General features: G+C 50.4%; 18 protein-coding genes. 6 read left to right on the plus strand and 12 right to left on the minus strand.

What is annotated here, in order from left to right:
- Positions 1 to 376: 376 nt before the first annotated feature.
- From ABGU93_RS14640 to ABGU93_RS14650, 3 genes are read left to right on the plus strand one after another with little or no spacing between them, the layout of a single operon-like run.
- Positions 377 to 688, plus strand: a complete 312-nt coding sequence (locus ABGU93_RS14640) for a hypothetical protein (RefSeq protein WP_347414144.1) — start codon at positions 377 to 379, stop codon at positions 686 to 688.
- A 50-nt stretch (positions 689 to 738) separates the two neighbouring features.
- Positions 739 to 888: a helix-turn-helix domain-containing protein gene (locus ABGU93_RS14645; protein ID WP_347414380.1), complete on the plus strand. Its 150-nt coding sequence runs from the start codon at positions 739 to 741 to the stop codon at positions 886 to 888.
- Positions 885 to 2,090 (plus strand): diaminopropionate ammonia-lyase, encoded by a 1,206-nt coding sequence (locus tag ABGU93_RS14650; protein WP_347414145.1) that lies wholly within the window; start codon positions 885 to 887, stop codon positions 2,088 to 2,090. The genes ABGU93_RS14645 and ABGU93_RS14650 overlap by 4 nt, the downstream gene beginning before the upstream one ends.
- A gap of 87 nt (positions 2,091 to 2,177) precedes the next feature.
- Here the strand turns inward: ABGU93_RS14650 and ABGU93_RS14655 are convergent, their stop codons facing one another.
- Both ABGU93_RS14655 and ABGU93_RS14660 read right to left on the minus strand, forming a co-directional pair.
- Positions 2,178 to 4,301 (minus strand): amino acid permease, encoded by a 2,124-nt coding sequence (locus tag ABGU93_RS14655; RefSeq protein ID WP_347414146.1) that lies wholly within the window; start codon positions 4,299 to 4,301, stop codon positions 2,178 to 2,180.
- A gap of 188 nt (positions 4,302 to 4,489) precedes the next feature.
- Complete coding sequence (locus ABGU93_RS14660; RefSeq protein WP_347414147.1) at positions 4,490 to 5,125, minus strand: DUF2179 domain-containing protein; 636 nt, start codon at positions 5,123 to 5,125, stop codon at positions 4,490 to 4,492.
- A 650-nt stretch (positions 5,126 to 5,775) separates the two neighbouring features.
- Here ABGU93_RS14660 and ablA point away from each other — a divergent pair.
- Positions 5,776 to 7,098 carry a lysine 2,3-aminomutase gene (ablA, locus tag ABGU93_RS14665; protein WP_347414148.1) on the plus strand — a complete coding sequence of 441 codons (1,323 nt, stop codon included), beginning with the start codon at positions 5,776 to 5,778 and terminating at the stop codon, positions 7,096 to 7,098.
- A 1-nt stretch (position 7,099) separates the two neighbouring features.
- Positions 7,100 to 7,948 (plus strand): putative beta-lysine N-acetyltransferase, encoded by an 849-nt coding sequence (gene ablB / locus ABGU93_RS14670; protein WP_347414149.1) that lies wholly within the window; start codon positions 7,100 to 7,102, stop codon positions 7,946 to 7,948.
- Between the two features lie 74 nt (positions 7,949 to 8,022).
- On the opposite strand, the gene rffA is transcribed toward ablB, so the two are convergent.
- The 7 genes from rffA to ABGU93_RS14705 form a co-directional block, all read right to left on the minus strand.
- On the minus strand, positions 8,023 to 9,162 hold the full coding sequence (rffA, locus tag ABGU93_RS14675; protein ID WP_347414381.1) for a dTDP-4-amino-4,6-dideoxygalactose transaminase: 1,140 nt from the start codon (positions 9,160 to 9,162) through the stop codon (positions 8,023 to 8,025).
- A 51-nt stretch (positions 9,163 to 9,213) separates the two neighbouring features.
- A complete protein-coding gene (locus tag ABGU93_RS14680) occupies positions 9,214 to 9,984 on the minus strand; it encodes an ABC transporter ATP-binding protein (protein ID WP_347414150.1) in 771 nt (256 codons plus the stop codon).
- A gap of 218 nt (positions 9,985 to 10,202) precedes the next feature.
- Positions 10,203 to 11,246 carry an ABC transporter substrate-binding protein gene (locus ABGU93_RS14685; protein WP_347414151.1) on the minus strand — a complete coding sequence of 348 codons (1,044 nt, stop codon included), beginning with the start codon at positions 11,244 to 11,246 and terminating at the stop codon, positions 10,203 to 10,205.
- An 11-nt stretch (positions 11,247 to 11,257) separates the two neighbouring features.
- A complete protein-coding gene (locus ABGU93_RS14690) occupies positions 11,258 to 12,043 on the minus strand; it encodes an ABC transporter permease subunit (protein WP_347414152.1) in 786 nt (261 codons plus the stop codon).
- An 81-nt stretch (positions 12,044 to 12,124) separates the two neighbouring features.
- Positions 12,125 to 13,822, minus strand: coding sequence for an FAD-dependent oxidoreductase (locus ABGU93_RS14695; RefSeq protein WP_026396256.1), 1,698 nt, complete (start codon positions 13,820 to 13,822; stop codon positions 12,125 to 12,127).
- 79 nt (positions 13,823 to 13,901) lie between these two features.
- On the minus strand, positions 13,902 to 15,191 hold the full coding sequence (locus ABGU93_RS14700; protein WP_347414153.1) for a YeeE/YedE family protein: 1,290 nt from the start codon (positions 15,189 to 15,191) through the stop codon (positions 13,902 to 13,904).
- Positions 15,192 to 15,396: 205 nt separating this feature from the next.
- Complete coding sequence (locus ABGU93_RS14705) at positions 15,397 to 16,326, minus strand: rhodanese-like domain-containing protein (RefSeq protein ID WP_347414154.1); 930 nt, start codon at positions 16,324 to 16,326, stop codon at positions 15,397 to 15,399.
- Positions 16,327 to 16,543: 217 nt separating this feature from the next.
- On the opposite strand from ABGU93_RS14705, the gene ABGU93_RS14710 reads away from it, so the two are divergent.
- Positions 16,544 to 18,211: a glycosyltransferase family 39 protein gene (locus ABGU93_RS14710; RefSeq protein ID WP_347414155.1), complete on the plus strand. Its 1,668-nt coding sequence runs from the start codon at positions 16,544 to 16,546 to the stop codon at positions 18,209 to 18,211.
- On the opposite strand, the gene ABGU93_RS14715 is transcribed toward ABGU93_RS14710, so the two are convergent.
- The 3 genes from ABGU93_RS14715 to ABGU93_RS14725 are packed head-to-tail and all read right to left on the minus strand — an operon-like array spanning position 18,189 to position 20,636.
- On the minus strand, positions 18,189 to 18,905 hold the full coding sequence (locus tag ABGU93_RS14715; protein WP_347414156.1) for an ABC transporter ATP-binding protein: 717 nt from the start codon (positions 18,903 to 18,905) through the stop codon (positions 18,189 to 18,191). The two genes, ABGU93_RS14710 and ABGU93_RS14715, sit on opposite strands and share 23 nt — an antisense overlap.
- Positions 18,902 to 19,684 carry an ABC transporter permease subunit gene (locus ABGU93_RS14720; protein WP_347414157.1) on the minus strand — a complete coding sequence of 261 codons (783 nt, stop codon included), beginning with the start codon at positions 19,682 to 19,684 and terminating at the stop codon, positions 18,902 to 18,904. Before ABGU93_RS14720 ends, ABGU93_RS14715 begins: the two co-directional genes overlap by 4 nt.
- Positions 19,674 to 20,636, minus strand: coding sequence for an ABC transporter substrate-binding protein (locus tag ABGU93_RS14725; protein WP_347414158.1), 963 nt, complete (start codon positions 20,634 to 20,636; stop codon positions 19,674 to 19,676). The genes ABGU93_RS14720 and ABGU93_RS14725 overlap by 11 nt, the downstream gene beginning before the upstream one ends.
- Positions 20,637 to 20,650: the final 14 nt, after the last annotated feature.

The following is a 20,650-nucleotide window of genomic DNA, read 5'->3' on the forward strand; positions in this document are numbered from 1 at the left end:
AATATCCTTCTGGGACATCCCATTGAAAACCCCGAAGGCCCCAAAGCTGTTTACTACCAACGTGCCGATTAACAGGATCATCCCGATCCAGGCTTTTGTTAGACGATTCATAAAGCTCACCTCTTCTGTATATTTTCTGTATATTAATCTTTTATACCCCTTTTTTGACCAATTATTGAGCCAATCCGATTAATTATTAATTCTTATTTCCAGCGTTTTTGCTGAGCCCGCTTGATTCTGACCCACCTTGTGCTGGACAGACAAAGAGCGGTTTAGTATACTAGATAAAACGCCGTTTTAAAAAGCAGTCCAAAAATATCGAACAAAGCTCACGGCCGCCCTTAATTGCTGATGTTATTCTCAAACGAGGTATTTTATGTCCATACTATTAGCCGATTTATTCCACGCCACCCAAAAAACCTACCAGCTTCAACTGCTGGCCGGGACCGCCGGTCTGAACACCGCCATCGACACCCTTAACAGCCTCGGCTACGAAACCACTGCCCGCTACCTGGCGACGGTCTGTTCGGCGCCGGAAATCCCGGCCCGGCTGACGACGCAACTGCGCCAGGTCGCCCCCCGCTGCTATTGCTTCCGGCTCGGGGAGGCCTGTGTCACTATTTTTCAGAGTCCCGATAGCGCTGCCCTGACCCGGCCCTTCTGGCCGCCCTGGCGGCCGACAGCCTGAGCCGGCTGGAAGCCCACGATGCCCGCAGCCAGTCCAGCCTGACTGCCACCCTGCGGCTTTATCTCGAGCATGATGGCAGCATTCAGGCGGTCGCCGATGCCAGCTTCACCCATCGTAACACCATCAACTACCGGATGAAAAAAATCCGTCAGCTGTTAAACATGGATCTGACCACGATGGAAGAAAGGAGAACCCGATGAAATCGCCAATCGCCATGATCACCAACCCGAATGATCATCAGCTTAATAAACCAGAACTAACCCCACTGCTGGCCCCGGCCGCCGTCGCCGCAGTTCGCCGTTTCCATCAATCCCTGCCCCAGTATCAGCCGACGCCGCTGGTGTCCCTGCCCGGACTGGCGCAGAAACTGGGCGTTGGGGCTATTTTTGTTAAGGACGAGTCCCACCGTTTTGGGCTGGGCGCCTTTAAAGGCCTGGGGGCCTCCTATGCCATGGCCACCATCATCGCCGCTACTGTGAACGCCGCCGCAGCGGACCTCAATTACGCTTTTCTGACCTCCCCGGCGGTGCGTCAGCAAATACAGAGTCTGGTTTTTATCACTGCCACCGACGGCAACCACGGCAAGGGAGTGGCCTGGGCGGCGGCCCTGTTCGGTTGTCGGGCGATCGTGCTGATGCCCCGGGGCACTAAGCCCTGCCGCGCCGAAGCGATCCGGGCCATCAACGGCACCCGAGTGGAAATCACTGACCTGAATTACGACGATGCCGTCCGCCGGGCCGCCCAGCTGGCTGCGGAGCATGGTTATCTGCTGATTCAGGACACCGGTTTTAACGGCTATGAGGATATCCCCAACGCGATCACCCGGGGCTACACCACCATGGTTGGGGAAGCCCTGGAGCAATTGGGCGATCACGGCATTGCCAAACCCAGCCATGTTTTTCTGCAGGCCGGGGTCGGCTCCATGGCCGGCGGGGTGCTGGGTTATCTGGCCCATTATTACGATCATAATCCGCCGCTGACCACGATTGTTGAACCGGACACCGTCGCCTGTATTTATCAATCGGTTCAGCAGGGTCAGGGCCAGCCGGTCGCTGTCGGCGGCAATCCGGAAACGATTATGGCCGGTTTAAACTGCGGCGAACCCAACCCCCTGACCTGGCCAATCCTAAGAGACTTTGCCAGCTTTTATGCCAGCTGCCCGGACTGGGTCACCATACGGGGGATGCAAACCCTGGCCCACCCCGTGGCTGCTGACCCGGCCGTCGTCTCCGGCGAATCTGGCGCCGTCGGCCTGGGGCTGCTGCTGTCCTTATGCACCGACCCAAATCTGGCTACCCTGAAACAGCAGCTCCAGCTCGACCGCGACGCCACCATCCTGCTGTTCAGTACCGAAGGCAATACCGATCCGGATGGCTATGCTGCCATTGTCGGTCAGCCCTGAGCATTGAAAAAAGGCGTCATCCCACTGGGCGACGCCTTTTTTATTCCGAAATAATTTGATTAAACGTTTCTGCCACCATCGCGCTGATCAGGCCAGAATATTTTCAAAGCCACCCGACGCCACAAACAGGATGCTGCCAGGGGCTGTATCGAGGATTTTAAGGATATCCTCATATTTGCCCGGCATTCCCAGGATCGTCAGATCGGCGGTTTCGGTCTTAAGTAGTTCATAAAAATTGCCATTTAGCACTTTAATCTGCGTATTCCCCGGTAGCCGGGCTTCTTCAATGAAGCGGGTCAGTTCTTTTTCCACTCTCAGCTTCTGATGCTCCTGACCGACCGCCCGATATAAGGTAATATCGGCCCGTAGGTTATTCATCAGTTTCAGGGCACTTAAAACCGCCAAATCATTGTTGCGACTTTTCTCACGCAGCCAGATATTAATTTTTTGCTCCGAACCCAAGCCAAATTTGGGATGCAGCCAGAGGCACATGACTGAAATTTTGGTGTGCTTCAAATCATTGATCAGCACCTTGAGTCGGTCTCTCTTGTCGGGATCATCACTGATTGTCAGCAACACCATATTGGGTGGAAGAAAACTGTTTTCAAAGCATTGCAGGGCCTGAATCAGCATTTTCTCAAAACGATCGGACTGGACAAACACCTTCTGAACAAAAATATGTTCGGCCAGAATGGGTTGTAATACTTCTTCGATGGCCTCTTTCTGATTTTCATCCATAACGGTTTCAGGGAAGATAGTCATATAATAAAGCCGTCCCGAGGGATAAACCAGATTCCGGGCAAAGCGCGAAATGCGCCGGAAGTCTTCCGGTGATTCCACCGGTATGGCCACCGCTGGTTTCCACAGCCGGGGATGAAAAGGCGTCTTCATGATCCGCTGGGCGGCCCATTCGGTTAGCGCCACAAAAACGCCGCTCCGGACATCGCCAAATGGTGAAACCAGATTTTTGCGCTTTAATAACGAATAAATCGCAATGATGGTGATAACGGTAATCCCGGTAAACAGGGCATTGATTAACAACATCACGGCTAAACAACCCAGGGTTCCCAGCAAGGGCACCAGAATCGACATCGCCATGGTCGGTCGGAAGCTGGAAATCCCCGTACCCTGTTCAATCAGTACCACCAGGTTAATCATCAGATAGGTGGTCAGAAAGAACATCGTCAGCAACACGGCCAGACTGTTAAGATTCCCCAGCACAATGACCACCAGGGAAATCGCCGAGGAAACTAAAATGGCATTGAGGGGTTCGCCCTTCTTGGTTTTCTTGGCAAAAAATGTCCCCAAAGGGATCACCCGGTCCTCAGCCAGGGCCGCCAGGGTCCGCGGTGCACTGACCAGGGTCGATAAGGCCGAAGATAAAACCGCCCCCATAACCCCGGCAATAATCAGAAAATCAAAGCGAGCCAGCTTAAAGATGATCATGGTATCTGATAAGAGCAAGTCTGTCGTCGCCTGACGGGCAAACCAGACTGCCAGCAACATATAGATAATAAAACCAGTCAAGACTGCCGCAATGGTTCCTTTAATAATACTTTTACCGGGGTTTTCCAGATCGCCGGACATGGTTGCCCCGGTTAAGATCCCGGTTACGGCCGGGAAAAAGATGGCAAAAGTGGCCCAGAAACTGGCATCGGCCATGGAACCACTTAATACCATCGGTCCGTCATTCAAACTTGGGCCGATTAAGAATGAAATAATTGACAAAACTACCGCTGCCAGAATAAAATACTGCACCCGGAAGGCCAGTTTGGTCGAGATAATTGACACGGCCGTCAGGACTGCCCAAACAATCATCCCGACAATAACCAGCGAATGGCTGGGAAAAAAGGTGACCCACAGCTCACTGAATCCGGCAATGTAAAAAGCGACGGATATAGCCTGTGAAAAATAAAGCGGGATACCAATGGCGCCACCCATCTCCATCCCCAGTGAGCGGGCAATGATGGCATAGGCCCCACCGGCGCCGATTTTTATATTGGTCAGCATGGATGACATCGACAACGTCGTCGTCGCGGTGATGACATGGGCCAGCACAATGATCGCCAGCGCTCCCCATAACCCCACATTACCGACCACCCAGCCCAAGCGGAGGTACATAATTACCCCGAGGATCGTCAGTAGCGTGGGGACATAGACCCCTTCCAGGGTATTTAAGCCCTTGTTGTTTGCTTTTATTTTATTTTTCAATTGAATGATCCTTTCACGATGCGACTGCTTTTCTAACGATTCGTCACTTTAATCAATCACGGACTCACTTTTATTTGCATTTTTTTCATTTTTGCATAGGATTCCGGTTCTGTCAATCTAAATTAGAGCTGATTATCTTCATAATAACAGCAAACGTTTATGATTTAAGCACTTTTATGAACGATATCCTAGTCCTCAAACCAGTCATGTTTCAAGGTTTCCGTTTCATTTCTGATTTCTGCTACGGTTTTCTCAATCACGCTTTTGACTTCCTTTTCCGGCTGACCAGCTCCCATCAATTTCCTTTTTAACCGCCCATTCATCATCTCCGTCAGATAACCACCCCGAAACATTTTAGGTTCAAACGACATGATAAAAGCCTTTGGCTCATACTCTTCAATGAGCTTCAATAGATTTTTTTCTGATTTTCGTTTCGTCAGAATATCCAGATTAGTCCGTTTTCCAAATTTTCCTTCTCCATAATATGCTGTGACCCCATATCCTTCGTTACGCAAAACCGCAATCAGGGTGGGATTTTCCTTTTCGATATTCACTTGAATACTGGTAAAACCAATCGCCAGTTTTTGTTCAATATAAATCCCCAGGGTTAAGCCAGCCGCAAAGCCAACGGCGTAAACCACCATCTCCAGAATACTCTGATCTCCGGATAAGACAATGGCCAGACCAAAAATATAGATCAGGGCTTCCATAAACCCAAATAAACCGGTTAATACCTTTAAATTTTTAACCATGCAAATGGTTCGCAGGGTCAACATTGGAACATACAATAATTGGATAAAGATAATTAAAAATAAGCGGGACATGAGGACTCCTTCTTAAAACATGCCTATGTTTTAGTAAATTTTATAAAATGATTGGCGACGTGATTACCAACCAAACGTCCAAAAGTATTTTGGCTCTCTTCATTGTATCAGAAAAAAGTCACAATATGAAGGGTGTTCATAAAAGGGATTCAAACTGCTGACAATCAGCACCGCAGCAAGCGCCGGGCTAGATCGATTACTTATTTGTAAACCTTAAGAAAAATCCATCTTACTTGACAAAATCGCTTTTCGTTGTTATTATAATTCGTAACAACGAACAAACATTATGTGAAGTATATGTATTGAGTAATTTTATTTGTGAGCTTGTTTACGTATTTATCTGAATGTGGAAATGAGTAAGCTGATTATTAAACCGATGAAATTTACATGGAAAAACATCCTGGATGGAACTGGGGCTTGTATAGGATCATCATGGTCATATACTATACTATTCTGCCTGATACGAAGGTATCAGTCATGACGAATGGTATAAGGTGAGTTATCTTTAGCGAAACCTATGCACTCTAACTCTGTGAACACAGAGTTAGAGTGCTTTTTTTATAACCAAATTCGCACCGATAAAAAAACTCACCCCACCCCGGTGCAAACCCCTGAACTGATAGATAAGATGTATCTGAAAGGAACCAAAAATGCAAGAAGCAATCAAATTAACACAGGAACACCTGAATACCGACCAATCAAATGATCTAATGGATAAGTGGACCGACTGGCGCTGGCAACTAAAACATACCATTCGGAAAGTCGAAACGGTTGAAAAAATCATGGGCATTCAATTCTCCGATCAACAGAAAAAAGATATCAATACGACCATCGATAAATTCCCGATGGCCATCACCCCTTACTATTTATCATTAATTGATGATCATGATTTTGAAACCGATCCGGTCTTTAAGCAATGTTTTCCCAGCATTGATGAATTGCAGATCTCCTCAATTGATATGGAAGATCCCCTGCATGAGGACAAAGATAGTCCCGTCTGTGGCATTACCCATCGTTATCCGGATCGGGTGCTTTTTCACGTCAGTAATGTCTGCGCGATGTATTGCCGTCATTGCACCCGCAAAAGAAAAGTCGGCGATGTGGACTCCGTCCCTTCGGACGAAATGATTCAAGCCGGCGTCGACTATATAAAAAACACCCCTACCGTCCGCGACGTCCTGCTTTCCGGCGGCGACCCCTTCCTCTTGTCCGATGAAAAGCTCGATGAGATTCTCAGCCTGATTGCCGCCATTCCCCATGTTGAAGTGATCCGGATTGGGACCCGGACACCGGTGGTGCTGCCCTATCGGATTACCGATAAGCTGATTGAAGTACTCAGTAAATATGATAATCTGTGGATCAACACCCACTACAATCATCCCCGGGAAATAACCAAAACCTCAATTGCGGCGCTTAAAAAACTGACTGGCATCGGCATTCCCGTCGGCAATCAATCGGTATTGTTACGCGATGTCAATGACTGTCCTCAGATTATGAAAAAGCTGGTTCATAAACTGGTGGCCAATCGGGTCCGACCCTACTATTTATATCAATGTGATTTATCCGAAGGGCTGGAGCATTTTCGCACCAATGTCGGCAAGGGTATTGAGATCATGGAAAGTCTCCGCGGCCATACCAGTGGATACGCCATTCCCACCTATGTCATTGATGCCCCTGGCGGTGGCGGAAAAATCCCGGTGATGCCGAATTATCTGATTTCCTGGTCAACCAACAAGGTCATTCTGCGAAATTATGAAGGCGTCATCACCACCTATCAGATGCCCGACCGTTATGAACACACGGCCTGTGATTTAAACTGTCAGAATTGCAAGCTGCAATTAAAATTAAATAGTGAGGAGAGTGAATGCAAGCCGATTGGTATCTCCAAACTGCTTTGCGATTATGAAGAAACAATTACCCTGGTTCCGGAAAATCTTGAACGTGAACAGAGAAACGGTAGTGAGGAGGGATAATATGTGTGATATCATCGAATCTTACGGCAATAGTCTGATTCAACACGGCAAAAACAGCAATCGCATTTATGTAATGAAATGTGCTGCCGCCGAAGCGGAGGCTGAAGTTCTCATCGCCCAGCTGGACCAGCTGGCCAAAGCTCATAACTATTCAAAAATCATTGCCAAGATTCCCGCCGCGCTCAATCCCCTTTTTACCGCCGCCGGCTATTGCCTCGAAGCCACCATCCCCAGTTTTTACCGGGGCCGGGAAAGCTGTCAATTATTGGGTAAGTATTTTTGTCCGATTCGAAAAAAACCTGCCAATGGCCGGGAACTAAAAAAAATCCTTGATCATGCCATCGCTAAAAAAAACACCCCAGCCATCAAACCCCTGCCCCAGGAGTTCACCATCCGACAATTGCAGGAAACCGATATCCCGATTCTGGCGCAACTGTACAGCAAGGTTTTTAAGAGTTATCCTTTCCCGATTTTTGAATCCACCTATCTCCGCGAAACAATGGCTGATCATGTAATATATTATGGGGTCTTTGACGAAAAGCGCCTGGTGGCCGTGTCTTCCAGCGAAACCGATCCCGACAATTTAAATTCAGAAATGACCGATTTTGCGGTCTTGCCGAAGTATCGCGGTCATCAGCTGGCCCTGCATCTTCTCCATGAAATGGAAATCCACATGATTGATGCCGGCTATCGGCTCCTCTATACCATTGCCAGAGCCGCTTCTTATGGTATGAATACCACCTTTGCCCGAGCCCATTATCACTACGGCGGCACCCTTATTAATAACACCCAGATTTCCGGCTCGATCGAGTCGATGAATATCTGGTATAAAGAACTGACCCCGGTTTAACCAACAACAAAAATAAAATCTGATCCAAACTGATTTAAAGCCCTTGATTGATCCTCAATCAAGGGCTTGTTCAATTATCCTTCGTGTTGATAAAACGCCGTGACTCGTTCCACCACCGTCGCCAGCTGGGCTTCGGTCAGGCTGTAAAACAAGGGCAGCCGCAGTAGCCGCAGGCTTTCACTGGTGGTAAAGCGGTCGGCGCCATGAAAGCGCCCGAATTTCTGGCCACCGGGGGTCTCGTGAAGCGGGGTGTAGTGAAAAACGGTACTGATCTGATCCTGCTTAAGCCAGGCGATCAGCTCATCCCGCTCCGCCTGACTGGCGGTTTTGAGATAAAACAGATGGCCGTTATGCTGGCAGTGCTGCGGCACCACCGGCAGCTCAATCCGGCCGGCGGCAGCCAGCGGGGTTAATTGCTCATAATATTGCTGCCATAAGCTCAGCCGCCGGGTATTGACCATTGCGGCGGCTTCCAGCTGGGCATAAAGATGGGCGGCATTGAGTTCACTGGGTAAATAGGAGGAACCCAGATCAACCCAGGAATACTTGTCCACCCGGCCGGCCAGAAAATCATGGCGGTTGGTGCCCTTGTCGCGAATGATCGTGGCCCGCTCCAGGAGGCTTTCGCGATTAATCAGCAGCGCGCCGCCTTCACCCATGGTGTAGTTTTTGGTTTCATGGAAACTGTAGCAGCCCAGATCACCGATGCTGCCAAGGGCCTTGTTTTTGTAGCTGGCCATCAGTCCCTGGGCGGCATCCTCCACCACCAGCAGGTGATACCGTCTGGCCAGATCCATAATCGCGTCCATCTCACAGCCGATCCCACCGTAATGAACCGGCACAATCACCTTGGTGCGGGGGGTGATGGCGGCTTCAATCAGGGTTTCGTCGATGTTCAGGGTATCCGGCCGGATATCGACAAAAACGATGGTAGCCCCGCGCAGGGCAAAGGCATTGGCGGTGGTCACAAAGGTAAAGGCCGGCATGATCACCTCATCCCCGGGTTTGATGTCGGCCAGCAGGGCGGTCATTTCCAGGGCCGCGGTGCCGGAGCTGGTTAAAAAAGCGCCGGGCACCTGGGCATTTTGACACAACCAGTCCGAGCAGGCTTTGGTAAAGGGGCCATCCCCACCAATCTGATGATTCTGGCTGATCGCTTCCTGAATGTAGTTGATTTCGGTGCCCAAACACAGGGGCAGATTAAATGGTATCATCGTCATTTCCTCGTTTATCTTAAGCTGGTGCATCAATGCCTGTTGCGATTTCTAAACATCAATCAGATCGAGAATTTCTTCGCGCCGGGCCAGATAGTCGGCATCGACGTGAACCCGGCCGGTGCGTTCATCAACCCGGTCACAAAAAGCGACGCTGAATTCCTGAATAATGGTGCCGGGACTTTTGGACATCACCAGCAGCCGGGTCCCCAGTGACAGGGCCTCGTCAACATCGTGGGTGATCATAAAGATGGTGTTCTGGTCTTCTTGCCAGATTTTACGGACCAGCTGCTGCATGTGAATCCGGGTCAGCGCATCGAGGGCGCCGAAGGGTTCATCCAAGAGCAGGATCGCCGGTTCATTGGCCAGCGCCCGGGCCAGGGCAACCCGCTGTTTCATTCCCCCGGACAGCTGAAAAGGCGGCTGATCGGCTACCTCCAGCAGGTGCACCTGCTGGAGGTAGTGACTGGCAATCCGGTTGATCTCAGCCGCCGGCAGACCTTTTATTTTCGGGCCAAACTCGACATTTTTGCGGACGCTCATCCAGGGATACAGGGACGCCGACTGAAACACTACCCCCCGTTGACTGTCCGGTCCGGCAACCGCCTGACCCTGCATTAAAAAGGTCCCGTCACTGGGCCGGGTAAACCCGGCAATCACGTTAAGCAACGTACTTTTGCCGCAGCCCGAGGGCCCCAGCACGCAGATGAAATCGTGCTGATAGATCTTCAGATCAACCCCATCCAGGGCCCGGACCGATTCATTTTCGGTGGGATAATCCACGGTTAAATTGTCAATTTCGATTATCAGCTCGTTGTTCATCTGCTTCCTTCCTTATTTTTAACATTATTCTAATGTCATCAGACTGTTAAAAAGACAACTCAGTACCGACAATTGTTACATCATGTTGTGTGCCTCAAGGCGAACAGTTGCAGCAAAAGGCTTAGTTATTCGAATTGTTTATTGCAACTGTACGAATTGCGCGCATACAACAGATTAACAATTGGTCGGTACGGTAGTTTATCGACAACCTCGTGTCATTATTCTAATGACATTTCGATATAGCTGGAATTGATAAAGGCGTCAAATGCTTCCTGACTGGGCGAATGATCAATGGATTTCTGACGCTGCAGAAAATCGGCGGTATCCTTCATGATTTTGGCAAAATGCCCGGGCTGCCCGGCCGTCCCCAGATAATCGGCACTGAGCTGTTCTTCCGGCGTCAACCAGATTGATCCGGTCATCTGCATCAGGGCGTTTTCGGTGGTGATCCCCAGTTCGGTGGCCACTGCCGTAGCGGCTTCCTGGGGATTGCTGCGATAGAGATCGCCGCCGTCACTGAGGCATTTCACAAAGCCGGCCACCAGCTCGGGATACTGGGCCGAAAACTCTTTGCGCACCAGACAGACATTGGCGGTGACATAGCCTTTTTTAGCCATATCGGCACTGCTGACCAGAATCGTCCCATTTTGGGTCAGATCGCCCAGGGTCGGCTGCCAGCTATAGGCGGCATTGATATCGCCCCGCTCCCAGGCGGCGACGATTTCGGCGGTCTGCATATCCAGCAGTTGGACCTGATTTTCAATCCCCGCTTCTTTTAGATAATTCAGCAAGCTGTAATGAGCGGTACTGGCAAACGGCGTGGCAATCTTCTGACCCACCAGATCTTCGGGTTTGGTGATATTGCTGCCGTTCTTCACCGCCAGCCCCTCAATTTCGCCCAGCACCTCATGGATCCAGATCAGTTCCACATCGATCCCCCGGGCCAAGGCAATAATGCCATTGGTATTACCCATGGTGGCAAAGTCAATGCTGCCCGAAGCCAGCGCCTTGTTGGCATCCACCCCGGAATCAAAGACGATAAACTCGTAGGGTACTCCCAGCTCATTGAAATAGGCCTCATAGACCGCCTTGGTTTTACTGACCATCTCATCATTGGGCACCCGCAGATAACCAATATTCACCTTCTTCGGCAAGCTGCCCTGCCCGCTCTGGCTCTGACAGCCGCTAAATAGCGCCGCTACCGCAACCACAGCTACCAGCACCGCCAGCACCCAGACCTTTTTCTTTATTTCTCTTTTCATTTCCTAACCTCCTATTGGTAGCCCTTCCAGAAAACAATTTTCTTTTCCAGGGCTTTCAGACCCTGATCAATCAGCACCCCCGAGATCCCCATGATGATGATCCCGACAAAGATGACACTGCTTTTTAAGTACCGGGACGCATCAATGACCATCCAGCCCAGGCCCGAGGTGGCGGCGATCATTTCCGCCGATACCAGGGTGGTGTAGGCCACCCCCACTGCCGTCCGGATGCTGGTAAAAATATCCGGCAGACAGGCCGGAAAAACAATCTGAAAAAATAAGTCCTTGCCGCTGGCCCCCAGCGACTTGGCACTGAGCAGATACTCCACCCGAATGTTGGATACTGCTGAGACACAGGCAATGTAAATCGGCGCAAAGGCCGCCAGATACAGCAGCGTGATCTTGGACGATTCATCAATCCCCAGCCACAGAATCAAGACCACGTAATAAGCCAGCGGTGGCAGCGGTCGGTAGAACTGGACGATCGAATCCACCACCGCTCCGACCTTGCTGAAATAACCGCTGAATAACCCCAGCGGCACCGCCGTGACAATCGCCAGCAGCGAGGCGATCAACAGCCGCAGCATACTGATGCCCAGATGTTCCCAGAGACTGATACCGTTATAACCATCTTTGACAATCGAAATAAAGGTCTGGATCACTTCCCCCGGGGATGGCACAATCAGGTGGGAAACCAGATTGAAGCGGGTAATGATAAACCAGACCAGAAAAATAAAGGCCCAGGTCAAGAGCGTCAGCATTCGATGGTTTTTGTTAAAATCCTTCTTGTTCTGCATGTTTCCTCCTGATTCTGGGCCTTTAGCCGGTTGTTTTCTGATAATTCACAAACCGCTTAGCAATTGTTTGTTGTTTCTATCTTAACAAAAATTATAGTCTGTTACAATAGGTTTGCGGTTCTTTGTCTGGTCGTTGAAATATTCGTAGGTACAGATTCCCAGGAAGGAACCGGATACGTTGAAGATATTGTCATAGCCCAGTTGTCCCAGGGCTCTGGTCATATTGTAGCTGCGTTGAGCGCTACGGCAATGGATGTAAACCGGTTGGTCTTTGGGAATCTCGGTCAATCGCTGACGGAATTCACTCAGCGGAATGTTCACCGCATTGATCAGGTGGCTTTGGGCAAACTCATCGGGCTCTCTGGCATCAATGATAAAGGCATTGCTTTCCACCAGGCCGCGCACGGCGGTCACCGGTACCTGCTTGAATTCGCCATTCAGAATATTCAGGGCAACCATGGCGGCAAAATTGACCGGATCCTTGGCGGTACTGAAGGCCGGAGCATAACAGAGTTCCAGTTCTTTGAGGTCTTCCAGCGTAGCACCCATGGAAATCATCGCGGCGACCACATCGATCCGCTTGGTGGCATTACCCTTACTGACTGCCTGGGCCCCGATAATTTTTCCGGTCGGTACTTCAAAAACCAGCTTTAAAAAGAAGGGGGTGGCGTCCGGCATGATGCCGACAATATCCCCGGGAATCAGGTAGACCATGTCATGAGGAATCCCGCAGCGGGTGGCATTAGCTTCGGTTAACCCGGTGGAGGCCACGTTCATTTCAAAGATCTTGATACAGGAAGAACCAATCACCCCATTGTTCCGGGTGGGAATGCCATAGAGGTGGTCTGCAGCGGCACGGGCCTGTTTCTGGGCCGGTCCGGCCAGCGCCAGTTTGGTTTTCTTGTGGGTCAGCTGATGATAGACTTCCACGGCATCGCCGACCGCATAAATGTTTGGCACGCTGGTCTGATAATGATGGTTAACCAGAATCGCACCGGTTTCGCCAATTTCCAGTCCGGCTTGCTGCGCCAGGCGGGTATCCGGGGTGACCCCGATGGCCATCACCACAGCCTGGGCAGGCAGGGTTTGACCCGATTCCAGGACTACTGAATCATCATTGATGGTGGCGATGGCATCTTCGAGAATCAGCTGAACGCCATTGTCGAGCAACTCTTTGTGAAGGATCTGAACCATGTCATAATCCAGGGTGCACATGATCTGATCGGCTTTTTCAACCAGGGTAACGTTAAAGCCGGCCGCTGACAGTTTCAGATTTTCGGCCACTTCGACACCGATAAAGCCGCCGCCAACAACAACCACATCTTTAACGCCATTCTGGACAAACTTATTGATCTTATCTATATCTACCACATTTTTGACGGAAAAAACATGAGCTTTGTCATAACCGGAAATTTTAGGGACGATGGGATTGGCCCCCGGCGCCATAAACAGGGCATCATAGCTTTCTTCATATTCTTTTCCGGCCAGCAGGTCTTTGACCCGGACGGTTTTTTGTTCGGGATTGATCCCCACCACTTCCTGGTTGACCCGGGCCGTAATGTTATATTGTTTTTTAAAGACATCCGGTGTCATCAACACCAGATCTTCGCTTTTTTCAATCATGCCACTGAGGTGATTGGGCAGACAGCAATTTGAAAAGGATACGTTTGGCCCTTTTTCAAACATAATAATCTCAGCCGCTTCATCCAGTCTTCTTGTTCGCGCCGCTACTGAAGCTCCTCCAGCAACGCCGCCGATAATGACTACTTTTTTTCCCATTTGTCTTCTCCTTCTGATTAAAATTTTTGAATTTGTTATGATGTCGTGATCGTTGTGCTCAGTTTCTCACGCAAGATTGTTATTTCTGATGTCGGTCAGGGGGAATAATGTTGACCTTTCCGGCAAAAACTTTCAGCGCTAAAATTCCGCCCATCCACAGGGTCAGGAAGAATCCCCACCCGGACAGTGAAAAATTGGCAATCCCGGAGAACAACGCCCCGATATTACAGCCGCCGGCCAGTCTGGCTCCAAAGCCCATTAAAAAACCGCCGATCAGATAGTAAATAACGTCTCTTACTTTAAATTTCCCGTCAAAGGCAAGCCGACCAGCCAGTAAGAAGGCGATCGCAGCACCGAGAATAATACCGATGTTTCGCAGCGAGCCGGGATCATTTAAAATGCCCCCATTGGCGGTTGCCACGGCGTCAGCAAAAACCGGCGCGGTAAATTGCACCCCAAACAGCTGCAGGAAGGCCACACCCCAGGATACAAATGGGCCGGTTACGCCCCAGCTGTGGCCGGTGGAGATCAGAATAAAAGCAAACATCAGCGCCAGCAGAATTCCACCGATCATAAAACTCCAGCGTTGGACAAAAAGCTTATGGAAGGTCGCATAGCTGAACAGTTTAAACGGCTCTTGATTGGGGATCGGTAATTCCTGGTCTTCGTAGACGGTGGCTTCATAGTAGCCTTCTTTTTTACGGAAGTTTTCATATCTACGCACCACCAGATAAAGACCGGCCAGCATCAGTATTGAGACCGCCACGGCGCCCACATAACCAAGGACATCCGGCAGATAAAGCTTGACCCCGATCTGGCCGATGGCAGAATTGTTCAGGGCATCCTGTGCCATCAAGCCCGGCAGTGAGCCCAGTACAAAGGTGGTCATGGCGATCATCGACCGTCCGGCGCCTTCTCCTAAATCACTGAGGGTTCCGGAAGCACAGCCCCCGGCCAGCATCATCCCGATGCCAAAGATAAACCCGCCCAGTAAAACCGAAATGTTTAAAAATTTAACTGAACTTAACCCCGGCACATCCGCCCCGGACATCGTGGCAGACCACTGAATCCCGGCGGCCAGAACCATGGCAAGCGCAAACATCACCAACAGCGCGGTGCTGAGGCTGCCTTCGCCGGTGACATAGATCCGTTTGAACCCACCGGCAAAACCATAGCGGGAGCGGGTCAAAATATAGCCCAGGGCTAAACCAGTCATCAGAAACAGAGGTAGTTTCTGATCCACATTTCCTTTAACGATGCCAAAAACGACAACTGCAATAAATAAGGCCAGGCCGATAACCGGCTGTATTTTTTTCTTTTTCGTTAGTTCATTTGTTTTTGTTAGATCGATACGATTAGAAATATCCATTATTTTACCCTCCTATCAGGTCTAAATAAACATGAAGTGGCAAAATGCCACTTCATGTGATGTTGTCAAAAACCACCGTACCGACCAATTGTTAATCTGTTGTTCGCTGCGGCATCGGACAGGCGCTGCCGTGTCCGCTCCGATGCGTACAACATGATGTAACAATTGTCGGTACTAGGTTATCTTTTTGAAAGTCTACCGTTAATTAATTGGTTACCAGTGGGTAGCCTTTGTTTGTCCAGCCAGCGGTACCAGTGGCGGCAGTTCCGGCTCCGGAGTTAAGTGATACCGCATCATAACCCAGTAACCGTAAGCCGGCTACAGTCTGTCCAGCGGTTTGTCCGGTGTAACAGTAAACGATGATGGTTTTGTCGGTTGGCAGGGTGCCAAACTGTGTTTCCATGCCTTTTCCGAAAGGTATGTTGACAGCGCCTTCAATATGGCCTTTGGCAAAATCTTCTGCTTTTCTGACGTCCAGGAAGGTAATGGTTGCATCTTTGGCATCCAGTGCAGCTTTAGCATCGTCTTCGGTAATTTTGTAGTTGGCAAATTTAGTATCCTTCACATCGGTCAGACCGGCATAATAAGCAACGACGGCTTCTTGAATCGCCGGATCAATTTCTGTTTTAACGGCATCATCAAAAGCATTTGGTGTCGTTTCAATGACGGCATCAACGCCTTCGACCTTGGAAATCCCCAGGTTCCAGCCTAAGTTAACTGATTTCGTGTCGAATCCGGCGATATTCAATAAGGCAACCGTCTGTCCGGCGGTTTGTCCGGTGACACAATAAATCATGACGGGTTTATCAGCAGGGATCTTGGTCAGGTTTTCGGCCAGGTTGGGACCCCATGGCATACTCAGGGCGCCTTTGATATGGCCCTGGGCATAAGCATCGGCACTACGGATATCGATGATGGTCATCGCTTCGCCGGCTTTCACCTTGTCCACGAAAGCAACCTGATCAATCTTGTAGATGTCTTCCGGCATGCTGGCAAAATACTCATTGGTTGCGGTAACAACCGGATCGGCCTCGGTCTTGCCACCTGTTTGTGTGGTGCCAGTGCTGCAGGCACTGACAAATATCATGGTGCTGAGTAATACCAATAAAACTAAAACACGACTTCTTTTTAACATTTTCTTTTCCTCCAGTTCGTTAATTAATTATTTAACAACATTGTAACCGATCGTCAAGCGTTTTGGTTCACAGACATTGTAATGCAGCATTAGTGTTATTAATGGCACCTCCCACTGTGATATTTCCGTGATCCCGGCCCGGCTTTGTGTTATACTCAATAAAACGAATCCGACCGTATCCGTAAATCAGTTTGAAAATTATTTTGAGGTGGCATCCATGGATGATAACAAAACCCCTGTTAAGCGCATCAGAGCTGTGGCAAATATAAGCCGCGCCGTTAAGCAATTAACCCGGTCCGAGCAAGCTCTCTATTGCTATCTGGGTTTGTATTTTCTCGTCAATCTGCTGTTTCTGACCGCTTTTCCCTATGTTCATTCTGACGAGTCCTGGCTCAGCGGCTTGTCCCGGCATATCGCCACAACCGGCGACATCGGTGTCACCGAGCCTTTTTTCAATGTCTATCAACGCTATCCCCATGCCATCCGGCTGCTGTTTCATCTGCTTCAGGCCGGTTTTATGCAGCTGTTCGGCTATCAGATTTTTACCTTCCGGCTGATTTCTCTGCTCTTTTCCGTGGCCACGCTGTATTTTTTTTACAAACTCAGCCGCCTTTTCTGTCGATCGGCCGGCACGGCGCTGCTGGCCACGCTGCTGTTATCGCTGGATCTTCAGTATCTTTACGCTTCCCATCTGGCCCGCCAGGAGATCATCATTGTTTTTATTCTGGTGCTGGCTCTTTATCTGCTGATCAGCCGGATTGACACCCATCGCTACCGCGATGATCTGGGGCTGGGGATCATCGTCGGTCTGGGAATCGGCGTTCATCCCAACATTTTGGTGGTGGCCGTGACCATTGGCCTGGGTTATGCTTATTATCTCTACCAAAAGAAAATCAGCTGGCGCAATCTGGCTCTGTTGGTGCTGGTGATCGGCCTGTTCGCCGTGTTGTTTGTCGGCCTCAGTATCACCATGGACCCCGACTATCTGGCCCACTATACCCAGCAGGGCCGAAACTTCGGAGTTGGCGACGGACTGCTGGGCAAGTGGCAGGGTCTGCTGCTTTTTTACCAGCACCTGTTTAACCAATTCAGCATCGAGTATTATATGCCCAATATCCGCTTTCAACTGCTTGGTTTTGCATTGGTGGCGGTGCTCAGCCTGGGACTGCTGGCTAAACACCGCTCAACGCCCCGCTATCAGCCACTGCGGCTGCCACTGTTGCTGGTTTTCGGCGTCAATCTGGGGATTTTTGTGATCGGCCGCTACAATGTCACCAGTGTTGTTTTTATCTTTCCGCTCTGTTACCTGCTGACCGTACTACTGCTGGAAACTGTTTATCCCGAACAAATGCCGGCCGGACCCATGTTGAATACTCATCTGATACCAGAAAAAAAACGCAAAAAAAAATGGCTACCGGGACTGCTGGTCCTGATAACCGCGGTGTTAACGCTGACCGGGCTGCAACCCCCGGCCAATTCCTATGCTGCCTATCTCCGTCAGATCCAGACCGCCATTCCCGGCAGTCCCAAGATCCTCGGCAATTTAAACGCCGAATATGCCTTTGCCGATGGCCAGCTGCTTGACTACCGCAACCTGCAATACCTGGATGACCAGGGGATCACCTTTGCCGACTACGTCGCGGCCCAACAGATTGAGGTCATCATCTATTATGACGAACTGGCCGTTATCGTCGCAAACCATCCCCGCTATGATGTGATGTATGGCGATCTCACCCCGATTGCTGCTGAGATGACCGCCTTTATCGCTGCGCACTGCGAAGAAATCACGGTCTTTAGCGACGCCAGTTACGGCACCAATCTGGCCCCGCTGATTGATGCCCGGCCCTGGCCGATCCATATTTTCAGGGTGACAACAGCGCCGTGATTTCGGCCACCCGGGTTTCAGCGGTATTGCGGGTCTGATTTTTAAGCACCGCGGCCACCGCCCCGGCTTTCAGCACCACAATCCGATCGGCCAGATAGAGGGCCTCGCGGATATCATGGGTCACAAAAACCGTGGTCGCCTGGGTTTCCTGGCGGATCTCCAGCAGGGTCTCCTGCAGCTCCCGTTTGGTTTGGGCATCGAGGCTGCCAAAGGGCTCATCCATCAGCAGTACCTGGGGCGACAGCGCCAGGGCCCGGGCCAGGGCCGTCCGCTGCTTCATCCCACCGGACAACTGATTGGGATAATAATCGCCAAAATCGCTGAGTTTGACCATCGCCAGATAATGATCGGCGCGGCTCCGGATTTCCGGATGACTCAACCGCTCCGGGGCTTTTTTTAACGCAAATTCAATATTATGGCGGACCGTCTGCCAGGCAAACAGCTGATCAAATTCCTGAAACACCATGATGCATTGCCGACTGGGTTTTTCCACCAACCTGCCATTGAGCCGGATTTCGCCCTGATCCGCTTTGACAAAGCCGCCGATCAGGTTCAGCAGGGTACTTTTACCACAACCGGAGGCGCCGATGACGCAGATCAGTTCACCGGACCCAATTTCCAGATTAATGTCGGCCAGCACCAGCCGCCCCTCATAAGATTTGCCCAATCCGCGGATTTCAATAATCGGTTTCATGCCACACCCCACTTTTTGATGGTATTTTTCTCCAGCTGGCCAAAAACAACATCTTCGACAAAAATCCCCACCGCAATGATCATCAGAATCCCGGCATAAACCCCGGCGGTATCCATAAAGACCCGTTTATTAAAGATATACCAGCCAATCCCACCGATCCCACCGGAGGCGCCAAAGATCATTTCCGCCGAGATGGCGGCCCGCCAACCCCGAGCCCAGCTGATTTTCAGCCCGGCAATCAAAAAAGACAGCGAGGCCGGAACAAAGATCCGGATGATACTCTGCAAGGTATTAAACTCATAATTCTTGCCGATTTTTTTATAGACTTCGGGAATGGCCTTGAAACCGGCGGTCATATTGAGAATCATCGGCCATAAAACCGAATGGACAATGATAAACAAGATCGCCATACTACCAGTCCCAATCCAGAGAATAATCAGCGGCAACAGCGCAATTCCCGGTAAGGGATGAAAAATGGAGACGCAGGTATCGGTAAAACTGGCAAAGACCGGACTCACCACTGACAGAAATGACATCAGAAAAGCCAGCGCCACGCCAATTCCCAGGCCGATTAAGATCAACCCCAGGGAAAACAGCATCTGCATCAGGATATCCCCATTGATGATCGAATCGATTAAGGCAGTCAGAATCAGCTCCAGCGATGGAAACGCCAGGGGACTCACCGGTGCCAGTTTCGCTGTCAATTCCCAGGCCAGCAGCATTAGCGCGATCCAGATATATTTTGAATAGGGCTTGAGAAAGAGGGCTTTAATCTTCATAATCGGTTTGCTCCCAAATGACCGCTGCAGGGTTTTTAAAACTTTTCTTCAGATACCCGGTTTTCAGCATAAAATCAGAAAAGGTCTGCAGGCCTTTGACGGTCTGGCTGTATTCGGTATCGGTGGCGGACAGATAGGCCAGCACGTCCGCTTCCGGTAAATCATAGGCGTCACTGAGAATCACCGCCGCTTCCTGGGGATGGTCCTTGATAAAGGTAATCGCTTCGGCCACCGCTTGATTAAAGGCGGCATAAACTTCGGGATTTTGATCATGCAGCTTTTTAGTGGTCACCCCGACAATAAATGAGAACTCACCGCCAAAGGCTTCGTTCCCGGACAGGATCTGATGAAATCCCGGGGTGGCCAGCTCTTTTTCCAGATACGGGGTGGCGGTAAAGTGGGCGGTCACATCGCCGCCGGATAGCAGGGCGTTCATGCCATCGGGATGTGATAGCGTCACCAGCTGGTTGTCCAATTTCTGAGGATTGCCAAAGTCCCGGTCACAGGCCATGGCCAGCAGGATATGCTGGACCGAACCCGGCTGCGGTACCGCAATGCGGTCCTGTTCACTCAGTTCGGCCAGGCTGTTGATACTGGTTTTCGTGACCAGCCCGGTGGGCACCGATGAGAGCCCGGTGGCAATTTTCCAGTCCATCCCGTTATCCCAACCAATCAGAAATGGCGGTATGGCCATAAATCCGGCATCCAGACGATCGGCCACCATGGCTTCGCGAATGGCCGCGGTATTGTTCATCTGTTCCCAGGAAATCGCGATCCCCGGGCAGTTTTTTTCCAGCAGGCCCTGGGCTTTCATAATTTGCACCGGTGCATAGGCAATCCCATATTGTTCGGCAATGCGGATGGTTTTCTGGCCACCGGCCGTTTCTGTTTTGGCACAGCCGGCTGTCAATAACAGCACCATTATCGATATGATGATCATAAACTTTTTCAATTGTGTCCCCCTTT

The sequence above is a fragment of the Acetobacterium sp. genome (assembly GCF_039830195.1).
Lineage (GTDB): Bacteria > Bacillota > Clostridia > Eubacteriales > Eubacteriaceae > Acetobacterium.